Annotated in this window: 13 protein-coding genes, 1 tRNA gene and 2 rRNA genes; 9 read left to right on the top strand and 7 right to left on the bottom strand. The window is 42.4% G+C overall.

Annotated features, from left to right (window positions below; translation table 11 throughout):
- Nucleotides 1-2 precede the first annotated feature (2 nt).
- Together secE and L1D51_RS09430 are read right to left on the bottom strand one after the other, a co-directional pair.
- The gene (gene secE, locus L1D51_RS09435; protein ID WP_036971579.1) at nucleotides 3-380 is read right to left on the bottom strand and encodes a preprotein translocase subunit SecE; all 378 of its coding nucleotides are present in this window, start codon (nucleotides 378-380) and stop codon (nucleotides 3-5) included.
- A gap of 132 nt (nucleotides 381-512) precedes the next feature.
- Nucleotides 513-589: transfer RNA gene (locus L1D51_RS09430), tRNA-Trp, on the bottom strand.
- Nucleotides 590-805: 216 nt separating this feature from the next.
- Here L1D51_RS09430 and L1D51_RS09425 point away from each other — a divergent pair.
- Both L1D51_RS09425 and L1D51_RS09420 read left to right on the top strand, forming a co-directional pair.
- Complete coding sequence (locus L1D51_RS09425) at nucleotides 806-4690, top strand: hybrid sensor histidine kinase/response regulator transcription factor (RefSeq protein WP_239963523.1); 3885 nt, start codon at nucleotides 806-808, stop codon at nucleotides 4688-4690.
- A 125-nt stretch (nucleotides 4691-4815) separates the two neighbouring features.
- Nucleotides 4816-5946, top strand: coding sequence for a CsgG/HfaB family protein (locus tag L1D51_RS09420; protein ID WP_055022148.1), 1131 nt, complete (start codon nucleotides 4816-4818; stop codon nucleotides 5944-5946).
- 40 nt (nucleotides 5947-5986) lie between these two features.
- Here L1D51_RS09420 and L1D51_RS09415 read toward each other — a convergent pair whose 3' ends face one another.
- Genes L1D51_RS09415 through deoC form a run of 3 tightly spaced genes read right to left on the bottom strand, consistent with a single transcriptional unit; the run spans nucleotide 5987 to nucleotide 8087 of the window.
- Nucleotides 5987-6835 (bottom strand): SPFH domain-containing protein, encoded by an 849-nt coding sequence (locus L1D51_RS09415; RefSeq protein WP_054564005.1) that lies wholly within the window; start codon nucleotides 6833-6835, stop codon nucleotides 5987-5989.
- Nucleotides 6836-6853: 18 nt separating this feature from the next.
- Complete coding sequence (locus L1D51_RS09410; RefSeq protein ID WP_054554823.1) at nucleotides 6854-7354, bottom strand: hypothetical protein; 501 nt, start codon at nucleotides 7352-7354, stop codon at nucleotides 6854-6856.
- Nucleotides 7344-8087 carry a deoxyribose-phosphate aldolase gene (gene deoC, locus L1D51_RS09405; protein ID WP_239963522.1) on the bottom strand — a complete coding sequence of 248 codons (744 nt, stop codon included), beginning with the start codon at nucleotides 8085-8087 and terminating at the stop codon, nucleotides 7344-7346. The genes L1D51_RS09410 and deoC overlap by 11 nt, the downstream gene beginning before the upstream one ends.
- A 271-nt stretch (nucleotides 8088-8358) precedes the next feature.
- On the opposite strand from deoC, the gene cysG reads away from it, so the two are divergent.
- The 7 genes from cysG (at nucleotide 8359) to L1D51_RS09370 (ending at nucleotide 15433) form a co-directional block, all read left to right on the top strand.
- On the top strand, nucleotides 8359-9780 hold the full coding sequence (gene cysG, locus L1D51_RS09400) for a siroheme synthase CysG (RefSeq protein ID WP_239963521.1): 1422 nt from the start codon (nucleotides 8359-8361) through the stop codon (nucleotides 9778-9780).
- Between the two features lie 35 nt (nucleotides 9781-9815).
- Nucleotides 9816-10715, top strand: a complete 900-nt coding sequence (gene cysD / locus L1D51_RS09395; RefSeq protein WP_054564008.1) for a sulfate adenylyltransferase subunit CysD — start codon at nucleotides 9816-9818, stop codon at nucleotides 10713-10715.
- Complete coding sequence (gene cysN, locus L1D51_RS09390) at nucleotides 10715-12139, top strand: sulfate adenylyltransferase subunit CysN (protein ID WP_239963520.1); 1425 nt, start codon at nucleotides 10715-10717, stop codon at nucleotides 12137-12139. Before cysD ends, cysN begins: the two co-directional genes overlap by 1 nt.
- 144 nt (nucleotides 12140-12283) lie before the next feature.
- Nucleotides 12284-12880, top strand: a complete 597-nt coding sequence (gene cysC, locus L1D51_RS09385) for an adenylyl-sulfate kinase (protein WP_239963519.1) — start codon at nucleotides 12284-12286, stop codon at nucleotides 12878-12880.
- A 3-nt stretch (nucleotides 12881-12883) separates the two neighbouring features.
- Complete coding sequence (gene cysQ / locus L1D51_RS09380; protein ID WP_055199437.1) at nucleotides 12884-13654, top strand: 3'(2'),5'-bisphosphate nucleotidase CysQ; 771 nt, start codon at nucleotides 12884-12886, stop codon at nucleotides 13652-13654.
- Nucleotides 13655-13825: 171 nt separating this feature from the next.
- Complete coding sequence (locus L1D51_RS09375; RefSeq protein WP_239963518.1) at nucleotides 13826-14017, top strand: hypothetical protein; 192 nt, start codon at nucleotides 13826-13828, stop codon at nucleotides 14015-14017.
- 153 nt (nucleotides 14018-14170) lie between these two features.
- Nucleotides 14171-15433 (top strand): aromatic amino acid transport family protein, encoded by a 1263-nt coding sequence (locus L1D51_RS09370; protein ID WP_054564013.1) that lies wholly within the window; start codon nucleotides 14171-14173, stop codon nucleotides 15431-15433.
- A gap of 547 nt (nucleotides 15434-15980) precedes the next feature.
- Here the strand turns inward: L1D51_RS09370 and rrf are convergent.
- Nucleotides 15981-16095, bottom strand: a 5S ribosomal RNA gene (gene rrf, locus L1D51_RS09365).
- 189 nt (nucleotides 16096-16284) lie between these two features.
- A 23S ribosomal RNA gene (locus tag L1D51_RS09360) occupies nucleotides 16285-16489 on the bottom strand; the annotation flags it as partial.

Here is a 16489-nt window from a genome sequence, read left to right as displayed (position 1 = left end):
GATTAGATCTCCAATCCAGTTAAAAAGCCTACTGCGCGGAATAAAATGCCATCTAATCCCCAAAGGATAAGCGCCATAATCACAGTTGCAACCATTACAATTAATGTCGTATGTGTTGTTTCTTGGCGAGTTGGCCACACAACTTTACGTACTTCGATACGTGCTTCTTTTGCAAATGCAAGAAAAGTACGACCTTTTTCAGTTAGTGAGGCAATGCCTAAACCAGCTGCAACAGCAACCACTACACCAATAGCACGTAATAATACAGATTGGTCTGCATACATGTGGTTACCAACGACTGCGCCTGCTAGTAGCGCAATTGCTACAATCCACTTTACTGAATCCATCGCACTTGATGGTGTTTCTACATTCGTGCTCATAATATTTTTACCTTAACTACAGACACAACAACCCTGCGCTCTGGCAGGGTTAATCCATTAAAATCTAAACTTAAAAACTGACTTGTTTAAACCGATTTTTAATTTCAGACTTAGCACACATTGTGTAAAAAGTGGCAGGGGCGGAGAGATTCGAACTCCCAACCGTCGGTTTTGGAGACCGCTGTTCTACCAATTGGAACTACGCCCCTGCAAAGTGGATGCCTATTATACTTACGCAATTCATTAACACAAGAGTAAAAGATACCCATTAGTTAAAATCTCATCAGTTCGTTTAAAAATCAATATTAACATTGATTAAAAAGCAGTTTATCATAAACCCATTACAGGAACATAAAACAACATGGATCAGTGTGCTGCTATTAAAATCCCCTTTTAATATTGTATTGTTATGCCTCACTTTGTTGATGGCTAATCAGGCTAGTGCACGTTCTTTACACCTAGGCACTTTTAATAGTCAGCAAGGCCTGAGTCAAAATTCAATCACTTGCAGCATCACCGACCAGCAAGGCTTTTTATGGTTTGCTACACAAGGTGGCTTAAATCGCTTTGATGGTTATGAATTTAAGCGTTTTAAAGCTAACAGCGATCATAAAAGCATTTCAGGGAACTGGATCACCGGCTGTGTTAAAGATAGTAAAAACCAGCTATGGTTTTCGACTGCAAGCAAAGGGCTTAATAGACTCAACCCTAAAACCGGTCTGTTTGATGTGTTTTCTACGCGCTATAACGGAAGCCTAAGTGAAGATAAAATTTGGTCTATGGCGTTAGCTAAAGATGATATTCTTTGGCTAGGTCACGAACACGGTAAATTAACCCGTTTTGATGTATCAAATAATAGTTTTACACACTTTCACTATAAATCAGCGCAGCCATTGGTTCGAGACATTGTTATTACCGATGAACTAATTTGGCTTGCCACAGATAAAGGGCTTATTTCATTTGACCCAATTACTGAGCAATTTACTCAGCATGCTCAGATCGCCGTGCCGCTCTGGCATCTCAAGTTGCTTAATGACGAAAAGCTGCTTATTGGCGCTAAACAAGGTCTTTATATATTAAATTTAGCTACGCAAAGTAGTGAAAAAATCGAACAGTTTAATGGAACCTGGGTAACAGACAGCCTCGTTGATCAACAGCAAAACCTTTGGCTTACAAGCTATGGACAAGGTCTATACCTTTTACCTGCAGGTGCTGACTTACAAGAGCAATTCACTCAATATCGCCATGACAAACAAAACCCCAACGGCTTAAGCAGCGACTATCTGCTTTCTCTTTTTCAAGACTCGCAAGGTGTTATTTGGCTGGGCACAGATGGCTATGGTGTGCACCGCTATGATCCTAAGCAGCAACAGTTCTCTCATCAATTAAAAACCTCTCAAGCAAATTCGTTAAGTCATAACTTTGTTCGTTCAATCGTTAAGAGAGCCAATGGTGAGGTATGGGTTGGCACCCGTGATGGACTCAACCGCAAAACAACGTCTGGTTATCAACACTTTAAAAACGCCCTACCTAATAACAATATATTTGCCCTACACGAAGATGCTAACCAACAGTTGTGGATTGGTACTTACGGTGGTGGTTTAATTAAGTATCAAGACAGCCTTGATGAGTTTACAACTTTCACCATGCAAAGCCACCAGCTAGCCAGTGATCGTGTTTACGCAATTACCAGCGACAAAACAGGTGCACTTTGGCTAGGTAGTAACCAAGGCTTAACTCGCTTTGAACCAACCTCTGCTAAGGTGACTCACTATAAGCACAATGATGCGCAAAATAGCCTTGCCAACAACACCGTATTTACTTTGGCTTATGATAATGAAGAGCACGCACTATGGATTGGTACCCGAGCAGGACTCAATAAACTCGATATCTCAACAGAGCAATTTAGTTTATTAGATGAGCAAGATTCAGGCGAGACAGGGCTTAGCCACAATATGGTTACCTCTTTATTACTCAGTGAAGACAGCATTTGGGTTGGCACTATGCAGGGCTTGAATCAGGTCAATAAACATACCCTCACAGTGAAACACATAACTGAGCAGCAAGGATTAGCTAATGACAACGTTTTTGACATTCTTGCCGATAAACAAGGCACGCTTTGGCTTGCAACCAATGGCGGACTCACTCGCTATAACCCCAGCACACAGCAAATTCAGCAGTTTTTGCCTGAAGATGGTATTCAACACCAGTCATTTATACTGGGTGCGAGCTTTCAAGCTGACGATGGCGAGTTATTTTTTGGTGGTATTAATGGCTACAATCATTTTTACCCTGAGCAACTAACTTTATCGCACACTCCCCCTACTCCAGTGTTAACTGAGTTATTACTTAATAACCGAGCAATTAAAAGTAATCATTTTGATAAGCAAACCAATACCCTTGCTAGTGCAACTCAGACATTCTCGTTTGCACAATCTGCTGGGGTTATCGGCTTTAAATTTAGTGCATTAAAAAATGGTGCGACTCCAAAGCATTATCAATATGGCTACAAGCTAGCTGGCTTTGATGAGCAATTTTTATATACCGATGCATCCCTTAGGCAAATTAACTATCCGCAATTGCCTGCTGGTAACTACCAGTTATTGCTAAAAGCAAAAGATCAATATGGCCAATGGAGTGACAGTACACAGCTATTAGAGCTTACTGTTGTGCCTCCTTGGTGGCAAACTAAATTAGCCTACGGCATTTACTTTACGTTTGCTTTAGCACTGACTTGGCTTGTGTTAAATGCCTTGTACAAGCGCAAACTAGCAGAGCAAGAGAAGCAAACCGAAATTGAGTTAAACAAACTAAAAGATCAGTTTTTAGATAACATCAGCCACGAACTCAAAACACCACTTAGCTTAATACTCGCTCCGGTAAGTCAGTTACAGCGAAGCAATGCAGACTCTCAAGCTCAAACGCAACTAGCCAGTATCAAACGTAACTGCCAGCGCTTACTAGAGCTCATCAATCAACTTTTACAACTGAGTCAACGTCCAAGCACGGCAATTTACACTGTCAGCCCCTATTCTATTACGCCATTTTTAACAGATTTAGTGGCGGATTTCAGACCTCTGTATGAGCAAAAACAGCTGCAATTTAGCTTCACTGACACCACCACTACAGCACTTAAGATTAACCTTGCTCCTGAACATGCCCACTCGATTTTCAGTAACCTGATAAGCAATGCACTTAAGTACACCCCTTCAGGTGGCACTGTCGATATTCACCTTAGTGAAGTGCAACAAGCGTTACAGTTTAAAATTAATGATACCGGTGTGGGTATTGCCAGTGAGCATCAGCAGTCTATTTTTCAGCGCTTTACTCGCTTAACATCGTCAGAACCAGGAAGTGGTATTGGCCTGAGCTTAGTAAAACAACTCGTTGAAAAGTATGGTGGCTCTATCAGTGTAAGCAGTAACATCGCTGAAGGTAGCTGCTTTACTGTGTCATTACCTGTGGTTGAAAGTGCTGATAAGCACATTAATAGTGCTACGCAAGTTCTTACCTCACAACAGACATTGCTGATTGTTGAGGATAATGAGGAAATGGCAGAGCTACTCCTTTCTTTATTTAATAACGAGTTTAACTGTATCTGTGCTGCTGATGGCCAGCAAGCTCTCGACCTTTGTCAGTCAGACCTGCCCGACCTCATTATCAGTGATGTGATGATGCCGAATATGGATGGCTATCAATTATTAGCAGCTCTTCGAGCAAACCCGGCCACCAGCCACATTCCGGTATTATTACTTTCAGCTAAAGCAGATACCCACAGCCGCTTAAAAGGGCTTGATTTATTAGCTGATGACTTTTTAAGTAAACCTTTTGAACCGACTCTACTAGTAAGCAGAGTAAAAGGACTGCTTAATCTGAGACAAATTTTAAACCAACACCTAACAGCACAACTGGCAGCTCCTCTGAATAGCGATACAGCGGCAGTAACAGTACAAAATAAAGATTACTCTTTTACAGAAAAGCTTAAGCAGATAGTACAAGCGCATTACCAAGATGAAAGCTTCTCGGTTGAGCAACTAGCCTCTGCGTTATGTTTAAGCTCTCGAGCTCTGCAACTAAAAATGAAAGCCTTGTACTCACAAACGCCTTCTGATTATTTGCGTAATACTCGCTTAGAGTTTGCAAAAAAACAGCTAATCGATAGCGCGTTAGCAATTGGTCAAGTAGCGGAGCAAGCAGGTTTTAGTTCACAAAGCTATTTTGCCCGAAGCTTTAAGAGCTATGTTGGCTTATCACCAAAACAGTATCGAGAAAAATATCAAAAACATGCCGAATTTCGCGTCAGTGAATAAAGTTTTCGCCTGAGTGCTATTAATAAAACACTGATTTTTATAGCTTATCCATACAAACGTCAATAACAACAAAGCCCATAGTGCGGTGTTATTTACTGCATGAGATATAAGTTAAGGAAAGTCATATGCTCACCAAAACACACAAAGCAATTTCGATTACGTTACTTGCTGCAGCACTGACTGCATGCCAGAGTACTTCGACAACCACCAGCAATAACAATAGCCCAGATATAAACGAAGTTGCACAGCAGCAGTACAATGGCCCAAAAGCTCGGATCGCTGTTGCCCGCTTTACTGATAAATCAAACGATTCACGTTGGTGGCGTAAAGAAATTGGTGAAGGTATGGCCGATCAACTCACAACGGCATTAGTTAGCACCAATCGCTTTATTGTTTTAGAGCGACAAGCACTTGATGCCGTATTATCAGAACAAGATCTTGCTGTGTCAGGCCGTGTGAGTGCAGCATCAGGAGCTGCGTATGGTGAAATAGAGGGAGCCGAAATTGTTGTGGTTGCCGCAGTTACAGAGTTTGATGATGACAACTCAGGCACTCGTGTCGGCAGTGGTGGCTTTATCGGCGATGTATTTAGCTCGGTATCGGCGGGTTTTTCAAGTTCGCACATGGCGATAGATTTACGCTTAATCGATACGCGTACTTCACGTATTTTAGCCGCTACCAGTGTTGAGGGTGGCAGTAAAGATTTTGACTTTACATCTGCTGCTACCAATTTTGGTGGCGCACTCGTTGGTGGTAACTTAAGTAGCTGGTCAAACACACCAAAAGAAAAAGCATTGCGCGAAGTGATCGTAAAAGCTGTTGAGTTTTTAGAATCAAAAGTACCAACAACTTATTATCGCTATAATAGCGATAACACCATTGCAGCAGGCCATACAGCCCCTGCACCACTAAAAGTAACCGCAGCAGCACCCGCTAAAGCGCCAGTTGCATCGGTTAGTGTTCCAACTCACAGAATGCCTTACTACGAAAAAACAGACTTAGCGATGTCACGACTGAACTTGGTTTGTTTGGGTTATTTGAAAAGGCAGCCTCACTACGAAGAATATGAAATAGAAGACGTAGAGTACGATGAAGCAACGGTGATTGCTCTCACTGAGTATCAGCAAGAAAAAAAGCTGAAAGTGACAGGCCTTGCTGATGAGACAACTAAGAAGTCTCTTGATGATTCAGGGTGTATTGCCAAAACGAACAAATCAAGTTTAGAAAGCTTTGGCAGTATGTTTAAATTTAACTAAGCAAACTAACAGCCAGTGCCAGCACTGGCTGTTTAACCCCTTAGTTTGTGCCTTTCACCAGTGGTACACCATTGTTACCAACAGGAATATAAACTGTTGTATGGTTAGGTGACTCAGCCATCTTTAACTGCGCATTAATAGCTTCATGCTGTAGATAATTTGGCGTCAAAGTGGCATTAATGATTTTTTGCGCCTGTGCAATACCTTTCGCTTCTTCTACACGTATCTCAGCATCTTTTCGTGCAATTTCTTTTTGCGTTTCTTTTTCAGACAGTAATTGTTGTGCAGCCAACTTTTTCTCAACAGCATTAGCAACAATAGCCGGATAGTTAATATTTCCCACTACGACATTGGCGAGCTTAAATGGCGTTGGTTCTAAATACGCTTTTAACCGAGCTGTTACTTCTGCTGCTATTTTCTCGCGATTAGTTTTTAACACACCACTATCGTATTGCTGCACTATATCACGCACATAAGTTCTAAATGTTTCACGGACAAATCGCGGATACCAATCTTCACCACCGTATTGCTCAACCACCGCTCTGACAGAGCCGCTTTCTATTGAAATGACCGCATGAAAATCAAAACTAATATTTAAGTCATCGTTAGCTAAGATTTTAAATGCCTCAGTATACGTATTCGGGCGCATATCAATATTAATCACCTGATTGCGCCAAAGTGACATGCCGTAGTTAGCTGGGCCAATCATAGTGCCCTGATAACCGCCTTCGCCAAACACCCGCGGCTTTTCAAATACGTAACCCTCTTCACCTGCTGGTGTACTTGGGTTAGTACACGCCGTGAGCGATACAGCCACTAAACCTGCTAATGCTAAACTTGGAAAAACACTCGATAGAAGTGTTTGCGTCCCTGAACGTTTAAATTTCATTGTTGTTATCTCATTCCATTATAAAATTTGTAATAACTCACCACGATAAAAATCACATAACAACCAAATTTGTTGAAATGGATGCTGCTTAGGCACATCAAGGTGAGTAAGTACTGACTTAAAATCATCAAGATGCCATATAGTACTTGCATTTCGAATTAATAACCAAGGCTGAGTAGACTCGTAGTGTTTCTTAGCTTTTTGTGCCAGCAAGCGATGCAAAGCACAGTGCAGACGCTCGTTACTCGGTGCTAAAGCCATTTCAGCGAGATCTCGTTGCATTGAGATAGACAGCGGCCGACCTAACACCGCCATTGCTTCTGTTTCGCTGGCATATAAATGTGCGACTTCAATATCAAGCCGTTCATCACCTTTATAACAACTCACGTCTGGTTTACTCGGCGTGTTATGCCAAATATTACGCATACTTACGCCAAACTGCTTTTCGTAACAGCGCAAAAACAACTTTGCTGCGCCATGCTCGAGCGCTATTTTTTCTTGTTCACTTTCACGATTCATTTAATGTTGCATACACATCTTTTAATAACCCAGAAGCGCCAAAACGAAATAGCTCGGGTTGTAAGTACGCTTCACCCATGATTGATTCAGCTAGGTCTAAATACTCAGCAGCATCGGTAACTGTTCTGACCCCGCCTGCCGCCTTAAAACCAACCTTTTTACCACTCACTTTTATGCTGTTCAACATGATGTCTGTTGCAGCTAGCGTTGCATTAACAGCCACTTTACCAGTACTGGTTTTAACGAAATCAGCGCCGCCATCAATTGCTAGTTTAGTTGCTGTTGCAATGAGGTCATCGCTTAATTCGCCACTTTCGATAATGACTTTAAGCTGCGCTTGAGTACCACATGCCTCTTTTGACGCTTTGACATACTCTAAAACTTTGCGCTCATCACCACCAATAAGCGCTTTGTAGGGGATCACTAAATCAATTTCATCAGCGCCGCGTTCAATGGCAAATAGGGTTTCATTTAACACTTGCTCTAACGGCTCATCCCCACTAGGAAAGTTAGTAACTGTAGCCACTTTAACTTGCTGTAGTTCACGCTCAGCGAGTGCTAGTTTAGCGTCGCTTACAAACTGGCTATACACACAGACCGCTGCAGGAATACCTAACGTTGGCTCAATACTGGCAACCAAGTTATTAATGGTTTCTGTTGTGTCGCTGTCATTCAGAGTTGTTAAGTCCATCAGTGCCACCGCTTGGGCAGCGCTTGTTTGCATTTTAGTCATAGCTCTTATATTTGTGTTGCCATATTAGTGACCTATAGTAGCAAATTTTTATCATTCGGCTATAAATCATAACTAATCACCATAAGGCTGCTTATTTACTTGTAACTCGCCGCAATCCCTTGTTAACTAAGTCTTAAGCCAAAACAAACCACCTGGTATAACTTTTAGTTATATAAACTTGGTTTTAATTATTTTTTACTTTTTTTAGAGCACTATATTCTGCTTGCCTGCAATAAGCAGTTTCTTGATGTGTTTTAGGGGTGAGAACAAAGTGCAATATTTACCAATCTTTACCAAATTAGACGACAAACCTGTGCTGGTAGTCGGCGGTGGAGATGTCGCATTACGCAAATGCCGCGCATTTTTAAAAGCGCGTGCTCATGTGACGCTAGTCGCCCCTGAATTTTGTGATGAACTTCGAGAACTTGCTGAGAAAGGTGATGTAACACTCATTAACGACTTTTTCAAAGAACAGTATTTAGATCAGCAAATGCTGGTAATCGCTGCAACTGATATAGACAGCGTTAACAAAGATGTGTTCGAACTTGCTAATGCGCGCAATATTTTCGTTAACGTGGTGGATGATCAACCTAAGTGCAGCTTTATTTTTCCATCAATTGTTGACCGTGATCCAATCACAATTGCAATTTCAAGCGCAGGCACAGCGCCAGTATTAGCACGTCGTTTACGTGAAAAACTTGAAACGCTTATTCCACAGCATATTGGTCCACTTGCTACATTAGTTGGTAGCTTTCGCGACAAAGTAAAACAACGCTTTAAACACTTTGCTGATCGTCGTCAGTTTTGGGAAGGCGTATTTGATTCATCAGTTGTAAGCAAAGTACAAGCGGGTAATACCGAAGCTGCAACAGCGCAGTTAGAGCAATTATTAGATGCAAAGCCAGAACCAGAAGGCGAAGTGTATGTTGTAGGTGCAGGCCCAGGTGACCCTGAGCTACTAACCTTAAAAGCACTACAGTTAATGCAACAAGCCGACGTAGTTGTATATGACTACTTAGTTTCTGATGAAATTATGGATTTAGTACGCCGTGATGCCGACCTAGTTTGCGTAGGTAAACGTTTAGGCGATCACAGCGTAGCGCAAGAAGATACCAATCAGATGTTGGTCGATTTTGCCAAGCAAGGCAAAAAAGTTTGCCGTATTAAAGGTGGCGACCCGTTTATTTATGGTCGTGGTGGTGAAGAAGTACAAGTTCTTGCCGCGAATAAAGTTCGCTACCAAATCGTACCGGGTATTACTGCTGCTGCAGGCTGTAGCGCTTATGCAGGTATTCCACTTACTCACAGAGATCATGCGCAAGCCATTCAGTTTGTAACGGGTCACTGTAAAAAAGATGGTCAAGAATTAGATTGGCAGTCACTTGCCAAGCCAAATCAGACCTTAGCGATTTATATGGGAGTGATTAAATCACCGCATATTCAAGCACAACTATTAAAACATGGCCGCGGTGCAGATACCCCCATTGCCATTATTGAAAACGGCACACGTAAAGAACAACGTGTGGTAACAGGGCAATTAGGTGAGCTAGCCGACTTGATTTCGCGCCATAGCATTATTTCACCTGCCTTATTAATTATTGGCGAAGTTGCATCATTGCATCATCAGCTTGCATGGTTTGGTCAAACAGAGCAAACCAGCAGCTTTGCCCAGCCAATTACTGGCGTAGCTTAATTTAACTTTTAATCATTTTAGTAGGACGACTAACAATGGCTTTAACACACCTTCAGCAATTAGAAGCTGAAAGTATCAAAATCATGCGCGAAGTTGCTGCTGAGTTTGAAAACCCGGTGATGCTTTACTCAATCGGTAAAGATTCATCAGTGTTATTACACTTAGCGCGTAAAGCGTTTTATCCAGCAAAGATCCCATTTCCACTTTTACACGTCGATACCAACTGGAAGTTTAAGGAAATGATCGAGTTTCGTGACCGCCTAGCTAAAGAGTATGGCTTTGATTTAATCGTCCACAAAAACCCTGAAGGGTTAGAGATTGATATCAATCCATTTGTACACGGCTCAGCAAAGCACACCGACATCATGAAAACGCAAGGCTTAAAGCAAGCGTTAGATAAATACGGCTTTGATGCTGCATTTGGTGGGGCACGCCGTGACGAAGAGAAATCACGTGCTAAAGAGCGTGTTTACTCATTCCGTGACAAACACCATAGATGGGATCCAAAAAACCAACGTCCAGAGCTTTGGAATACGTACAACAGCCAAGTTAACCCGGGTGAAAGCATTCGTGTATTCCCTTTATCTAACTGGACTGAACTTGATATTTGGCAGTATATCTACCAAGAAAACATTGAAATGGTTCCACTTTACCTTGCTAAAGAACGCCCAGTCGTTGAGCGTAACGGCACGCTAATCATGGTTGATGACGAGCGTATGCCATTAGAAGAAGGCGAAGTACCACAAATGAAATCTGTCCGTTTCCGTACCCTTGGTTGTTACCCGCTGACAGGTGCTGTGGAATCAAATGCAGGTACCTTAACTGAAATTATTGAAGAGATGCTGCTTTCAACCTCTTCTGAGCGTGAAGGCCGCGTGATTGATCACGACTCTGCTGGTTCAATGGAAAAGAAAAAACGTGAGGGCTATTTCTAATGTCTAAAACAAACGACACGATTAATGAAGTAAGAGAGTTAGGTATCGACGCCTACCTTGCGCGTCAACAAGACAAAAGCCTTTTACGCATGCTGACCTGTGGTAGTGTGGATGACGGTAAATCAACGCTGATTGGCCGCCTTTTACACGACAGTCACCAAATTTATGAAGACCAACTTGCAGCCCTGCATAAAGACAATGAAAAAGTCGGTAATGCCGGTGAAGAGCTTGATTTAGCACTCCTTGTAGATGGTCTTCAAGCTGAACGTGAGCAAGGTATTACCATTGACGTTGCTTATCGTTACTTCTCAACAGCAAAACGTAAGTTCATTATTGCTGATACGCCAGGACATGAGCAGTACACGCGTAACATGGTAACCGGTGCATCAACCAGTGATGTGGCGATTATCTTAGTTGACGCTCGTTACGGCGTACAAGTACAAACTAAGCGTCATAGCTTTATCTGTGACTCACTAGGTATTAAGCAGTTTGTTGTTGCTATCAATAAGATGGATATCGTCGATTTTGATGAAACCGTATATGAGAAAATCAAAGCGGATTACCTTAAGTTTGCAGAGCAACTAAACGTTACTAATATCAAGTTTGTGCCTATGTCAGCGCTTAAAGGTGATAACGTAGTTACACGTTCAGAGCACACACCTTACTACACTGATAAACCGCTACTTGAGTTACTTGAAGACTCGCCAGCTGCTGAACTTGATAACGGTTTTGAAGCACGTCTTCCGGTGCAATATGTGGTACGCCCTAACCTAGACTTCCGCGGCTTCCAAGGTACCTTAACGTCTGGCAAGTTCAGCGTGGGTGATGCGGTAAAAGTATTACCATCAGGTAAAAGCTCAAGCATCAAAGAGATTGTGACTTTCGATGGCAACTTAGATACAGCTGAAGCAGGTCAAGCAATTACCTTAACGTTAAACGACGAAATTGATATCAGCCGTGGCGATGTGATTGTGCCAGCCGCTTCAAAAGCCGCTGTTACAAACCGTATTCAAGCTAAATTAGTATGGATGCATGAAGCACCGTTAGTATTAGGTAAAAGCTATAACTTTAAGTTAGGCAGCAAAAACACCTCGGCAGTGGTAAGAAAAATCGATCACACGATTGATGTAAATACCCTTGAGCATGGTCAAGCAGACTCATTACAACTTAACGAAATTGCGATTGTAACCTTAGAGCTTACAGAAACAATTTTGGCTGATGAGTACCACAACAACCATGAAACAGGTGCGTTTATCCTAATTGACCGACTATCAAACCTAACCGTTGCGGCAGGTATGATTGAGCAATTACTTAGCACTGAAGAGCAACAAAGTAGCTTTAGCGACTTTGAAGTTGAATTTAATGCTTTAGTACGCAAGCACTTCCCTCATTGGCAAGCGCTTGATATAAGCCAACTTAAATAAGCTAGGTAAGACAATGCTGGCTATAAGACAACAAACGTTTTAAAGCCAGCATTACTATTTATATTTGATTACCACACTCTCACCCCTTTAAATCTATTTCTTTATTTTGAGAGCTTTGGTTCCTCAATCATTGGAGTAAAGATAATGGATGAAAATATCGTTTGGCATAATTACGCCATTAGCAAATCACAGCGTAGTGAGCAAAAAAAGCATAAGCCTGCCATTCTATGGTTCACTGGTTTTTCAGGTTCAGGCAAAAGCACAGTTGCAAACGCACTAGAAAGCTCATTAAACCAGCTAGGCGTTCACACCTATCTACTCGATGGTGACAATGTGCGTCATGGCTTGTGCAAAGATCTTGGCTTTACTGATGAAGACCGCGTGGAAAACATTCGCCGCGTTGGTGAAACTGCAAAGCTAATGGTCGATGCCGGTCTTGTGGTATTAACCGCATTTATTTCGCCATTTCAAAGCGAACGCGATATGGTAAGAAACTTAGTAGAGGATGGTGAGTTTATTGAGGTATTTTTAGATACCCCCCTCGACGTGTGTGAAACACGCGACCCTAAAGGGCTTTATAAAAAAGCGCGAGCAGGTGAAATTAAGCACTTCACTGGTATCGACTCAGACTATCAAATCCCTACATCGCCAGAAATTAAAATCGATACTAGCAAAAACACCCTAGACCAATCGGTGCAAGAGCTGGTAGCGTATTTAAAACAACAGCAAATTATAGGTTAAGTCATGAATCAAACAGAACTGCTAGAAGAAATCTTACTCCTCGCACGCCAAGCCGGTAGCGCAATAATGGGGATTTACGAAAAGGACTTTAATGTTGAGTACAAAGCTGATGAAAGCCCAGTGACCGACGCCGACCTAGCAGCTCACAAAGTGATTGTGAATGGCTTACAACATCTTACCCCTGATGTACCAATTCTAAGCGAAGAAAGCGCTGATATTAGCTGGGATATTCGTCAAACTTGGCACCGCTACTGGTTAGTAGACCCAATTGATGGCACCAAAGAGTTCATTAAAAAAAATGGCGAGTTTACAGTAAACATTGCCTTGATAGAAAAAGGTAAACCGGTATTAGCTGTTGTTGATGCACCAGCATTAGGTGTGTCGTATATTGCCGCAGAAGCAATAGGTGCCTTTAAAGATAAAGGTGATGAACGTATCGAACTTAAGGTAACTCGTAAGCCAAATAAAGGGCTTATCCGTGTTGTCGGCAGCCGTTCACACCCTTCTCCAGATTTAGCTGAATTTGTAAAACAGTTTGAAGATGTAGAAATGGTTTCAAAGGGAAGCTCGCTAAAACTTTGTCTGGTTGCCGAAGGTAGTGCAGATATATACCCACGCCTTGGCCCAACCTGTGAGTGGGATACCGGAGCTGGCCATGCGATTGCCGAAATAGCAGGTGCAACGGTTAGTAAACTCGATGGCAGCCCACTACTGTATAACAGTAAAGAAGAGTACCTGAATCCGTTTTTTGTCGTATCGGCATTACAGAACTAAAGCGTTCCGTTAAATATCGTAGGCTGGGTAGAGCGTAGCGAAACCCAGCATCTATCCTATCATCGTAACTCTAGCCCCTTTAACACTCCTTACTTTACAATCAGTTTAACCTAGCCAATAAGCCTTTGTTCCTATAGTATTTTGCTCTCTCAAACTATTAAAGGAATAACCATGACGACTGTTGAAAAAGCAATTGAAGCCGGCTATGAGGCACAAATTACCGCACTTTATAAAGCCCTTTCACAAGGGGTGCTTGCTGCTAATGGCGATGAAGGCGAAATCACAGCAGCTGAGGCGCGTTTCAAGAAAGGTTTAGCATTTGCCGCAGACATTAAAGCTCGCGCACTTGCAGCAGCAGAATAAATACCACAACAGGGCTTTATAAATAAGCCCTGCCACCTTCCTTTGTAAGTCTCTCCTTACAGCATAGTTATCTAAATACAACGCTAAAACATGCATTCTTAATCGCTTTTCTATATGCTGCGCGACAATTATTATTCTAATAGTGGAGTGCTAATGAACACACATCAAGATGCTATGCCGTATGATGCATCGACAACAAGTAGTAACTCAAAATGGAACCTTCATGACACCCAGTGGGTGTTAAGTTTATTTGGCACCGCAGTTGGTGCAGGGATCTTATTCTTACCAATTAATATCGGTATCGGCGGATTTTGGCCTTTGATTATCATGGCATGTCTTGCCTTTCCGATGACCTACTTAGCTCACAGAGGTTTAGCCCGATTTGTTTTATCATCAAAAAAGCCTGAAGCGGATTTTACCGATGTTGTAGAAGAACACTTTGGCATTAATGCAGGGCGCTTAATATCTTTACTGTATTTTCTCTCTATCTTCCCTATTTTACTTATTTATGGTGTTGGCTTAACCAATACAGTAGACAGTTTTATCGTTAATCAATTAGGTATGGAGTCGCCACCACGCGTACTGTTATCTGGTGTGCTCGTTGGCGGTATGATCAGTTTAATGCTAGGTGGTGAAGCATTGATGTTACGTGCTTTTGCAATCCTTGTTTATCCTCTCGTCGCTATCTTGTTTTTCTTATCGATTTACTTGATCCCAAGTTGGCAAATGCCAGATGTAACAGTGCCTGAGTTTTCTGGCTTCATGAAAACACTTTGGTTATCAATACCTATCATCGTATTCTCATTTAGCCACGCAGCTGCGATATCAAGCTTTGTACATGTACAGCGTGCTCACTATGGCAACAATGCTAAAATGAAGTCAGAAGCAATTCTGAAGCGTACCAGTCTACTATTAATCGTGTTTGTTTTACTGTTTGTATTCTCATGTGTGTTGTCACTATCTACTGAGCAAATGGTACAAGCAAAAGCTGATAACGTGTCTATCTTGTCATTCCTTGCCAATATCACTGATAACTCGTTTATTGCGACCTTAGGGCCATTAGTTGCCTTTATTGCAATTACCTCTTCGTTCTTAGGTCACTTCTTAGGTGCCCGTGAAAGCTTTAATGGTCTTGTTAGTAAGCAAGCCCATATGAACCCTAAACTCGTTGATAAAATTGGCACTGTTATCATGTTCTTCGCTATTTGGTATTGCTCAGTGATCAACCCAAGTATTTTAGACATGATGGATCAACTATCAGGCCCTATCATCGCCATGATCCTTTTCATCATGCCAATGATTGCCGTTTATAAAGTACCTAGCTTACACAAATACAGAAACCGCTTAAGCACACTGTTTGTATTAACAGTTGGCTCTCTAGCTGTGTTTGCACTTATCTACAGCATGATTAAGTAATCTCATCATTGTTAGATATAGAAGCCCAGCCGGGAAACCGGCTGGGCTTTTTTAGTTCACGAGATACGAGAGTGGAGTTAGCGAGAGTGGAGTTAGTGAGGGGAAAGTTGAAAGAGTAAAGTTTTGAGGTCTGGCGTAGGTTGGGTAGAGCGGAGTGAAGCCCAACACATCACAGAGCTATCAGCTTTCAGCCGTCAGCGATCAGCGATCAGCGATCAGCCGATAGGTGGAGGTTCTAGGTTCTAGGTTCTAGGTTCTAGGTTCTAGGTTCTAGGTTCTAGGTTCTAGGCAAAGTGTACTTGTTGGAATGGCTTTAGCCATGAATGTGTTTGTTATGGTCTGAATTCGGCACTGGAGTACCTCCTACGGGGTTTTGTTGCTGTGGTGGTCTGAATTCGGCACTGAAGTGCCTCCTACGGGGGTTGTTGCTGAGGGTGACTCTTTACAGGACAACCCCGCAGTTCAGCTGATGTCTGATGGCTGAAAGCTGAAAGCTCCAAACGCAAAAAAGCCCGACTCTTTCGAATCGGGCTTTCTCTTATTTGGAGCCTGGCGATGACCTACTTTCACATAGCAGCTGCTACACTATCATCGGCGCTGTTTCGTTTCACTACTGAGTTCGGCATGGGGTCAGGTGGGTCCAAAACGCTATTGTCACCAAGCAAAAGGCGTGGAAAGGATTCTCGACAAAGCGCGYAGCGCTTACGAGTCCTTTGCGCAAGGTGAACTGATTTCGCGTTAAGCGTTGCGGTTCACCCTACATAAATCTGGAATTCTGATATCAAGTAAATGTCTACTTTAGTAACTTAACTTCTGTTCATTACGCTGTCATAAAACGCGTTTGGCGTTGTATGGTTAAGCCTCACGGGTAATTAGTACAGGTTAGCTTAATGGCTCGCACCACTTCCACATCCTGCCTATCAACGTTGTAGTCTTCAACGGCCCTTCAGAGACTTTAAAAGTCTAGTGAGAACTCATCTCGAGGCCTGCTTCGCGCTTAGATGCTTTCAGCGCTTATCAGTTCCGAACGTAGCTACCGGGCAGTGCCATTGGCAT

It is taken from the genome of Pseudoalteromonas shioyasakiensis (assembly GCF_022398475.1).
GTDB lineage: Bacteria > Pseudomonadota > Gammaproteobacteria > Enterobacterales > Alteromonadaceae > Pseudoalteromonas.
Note: the sequence above shows the minus strand (reverse complement) of the source record. Positions and strands in the feature narration are given on the sequence as shown.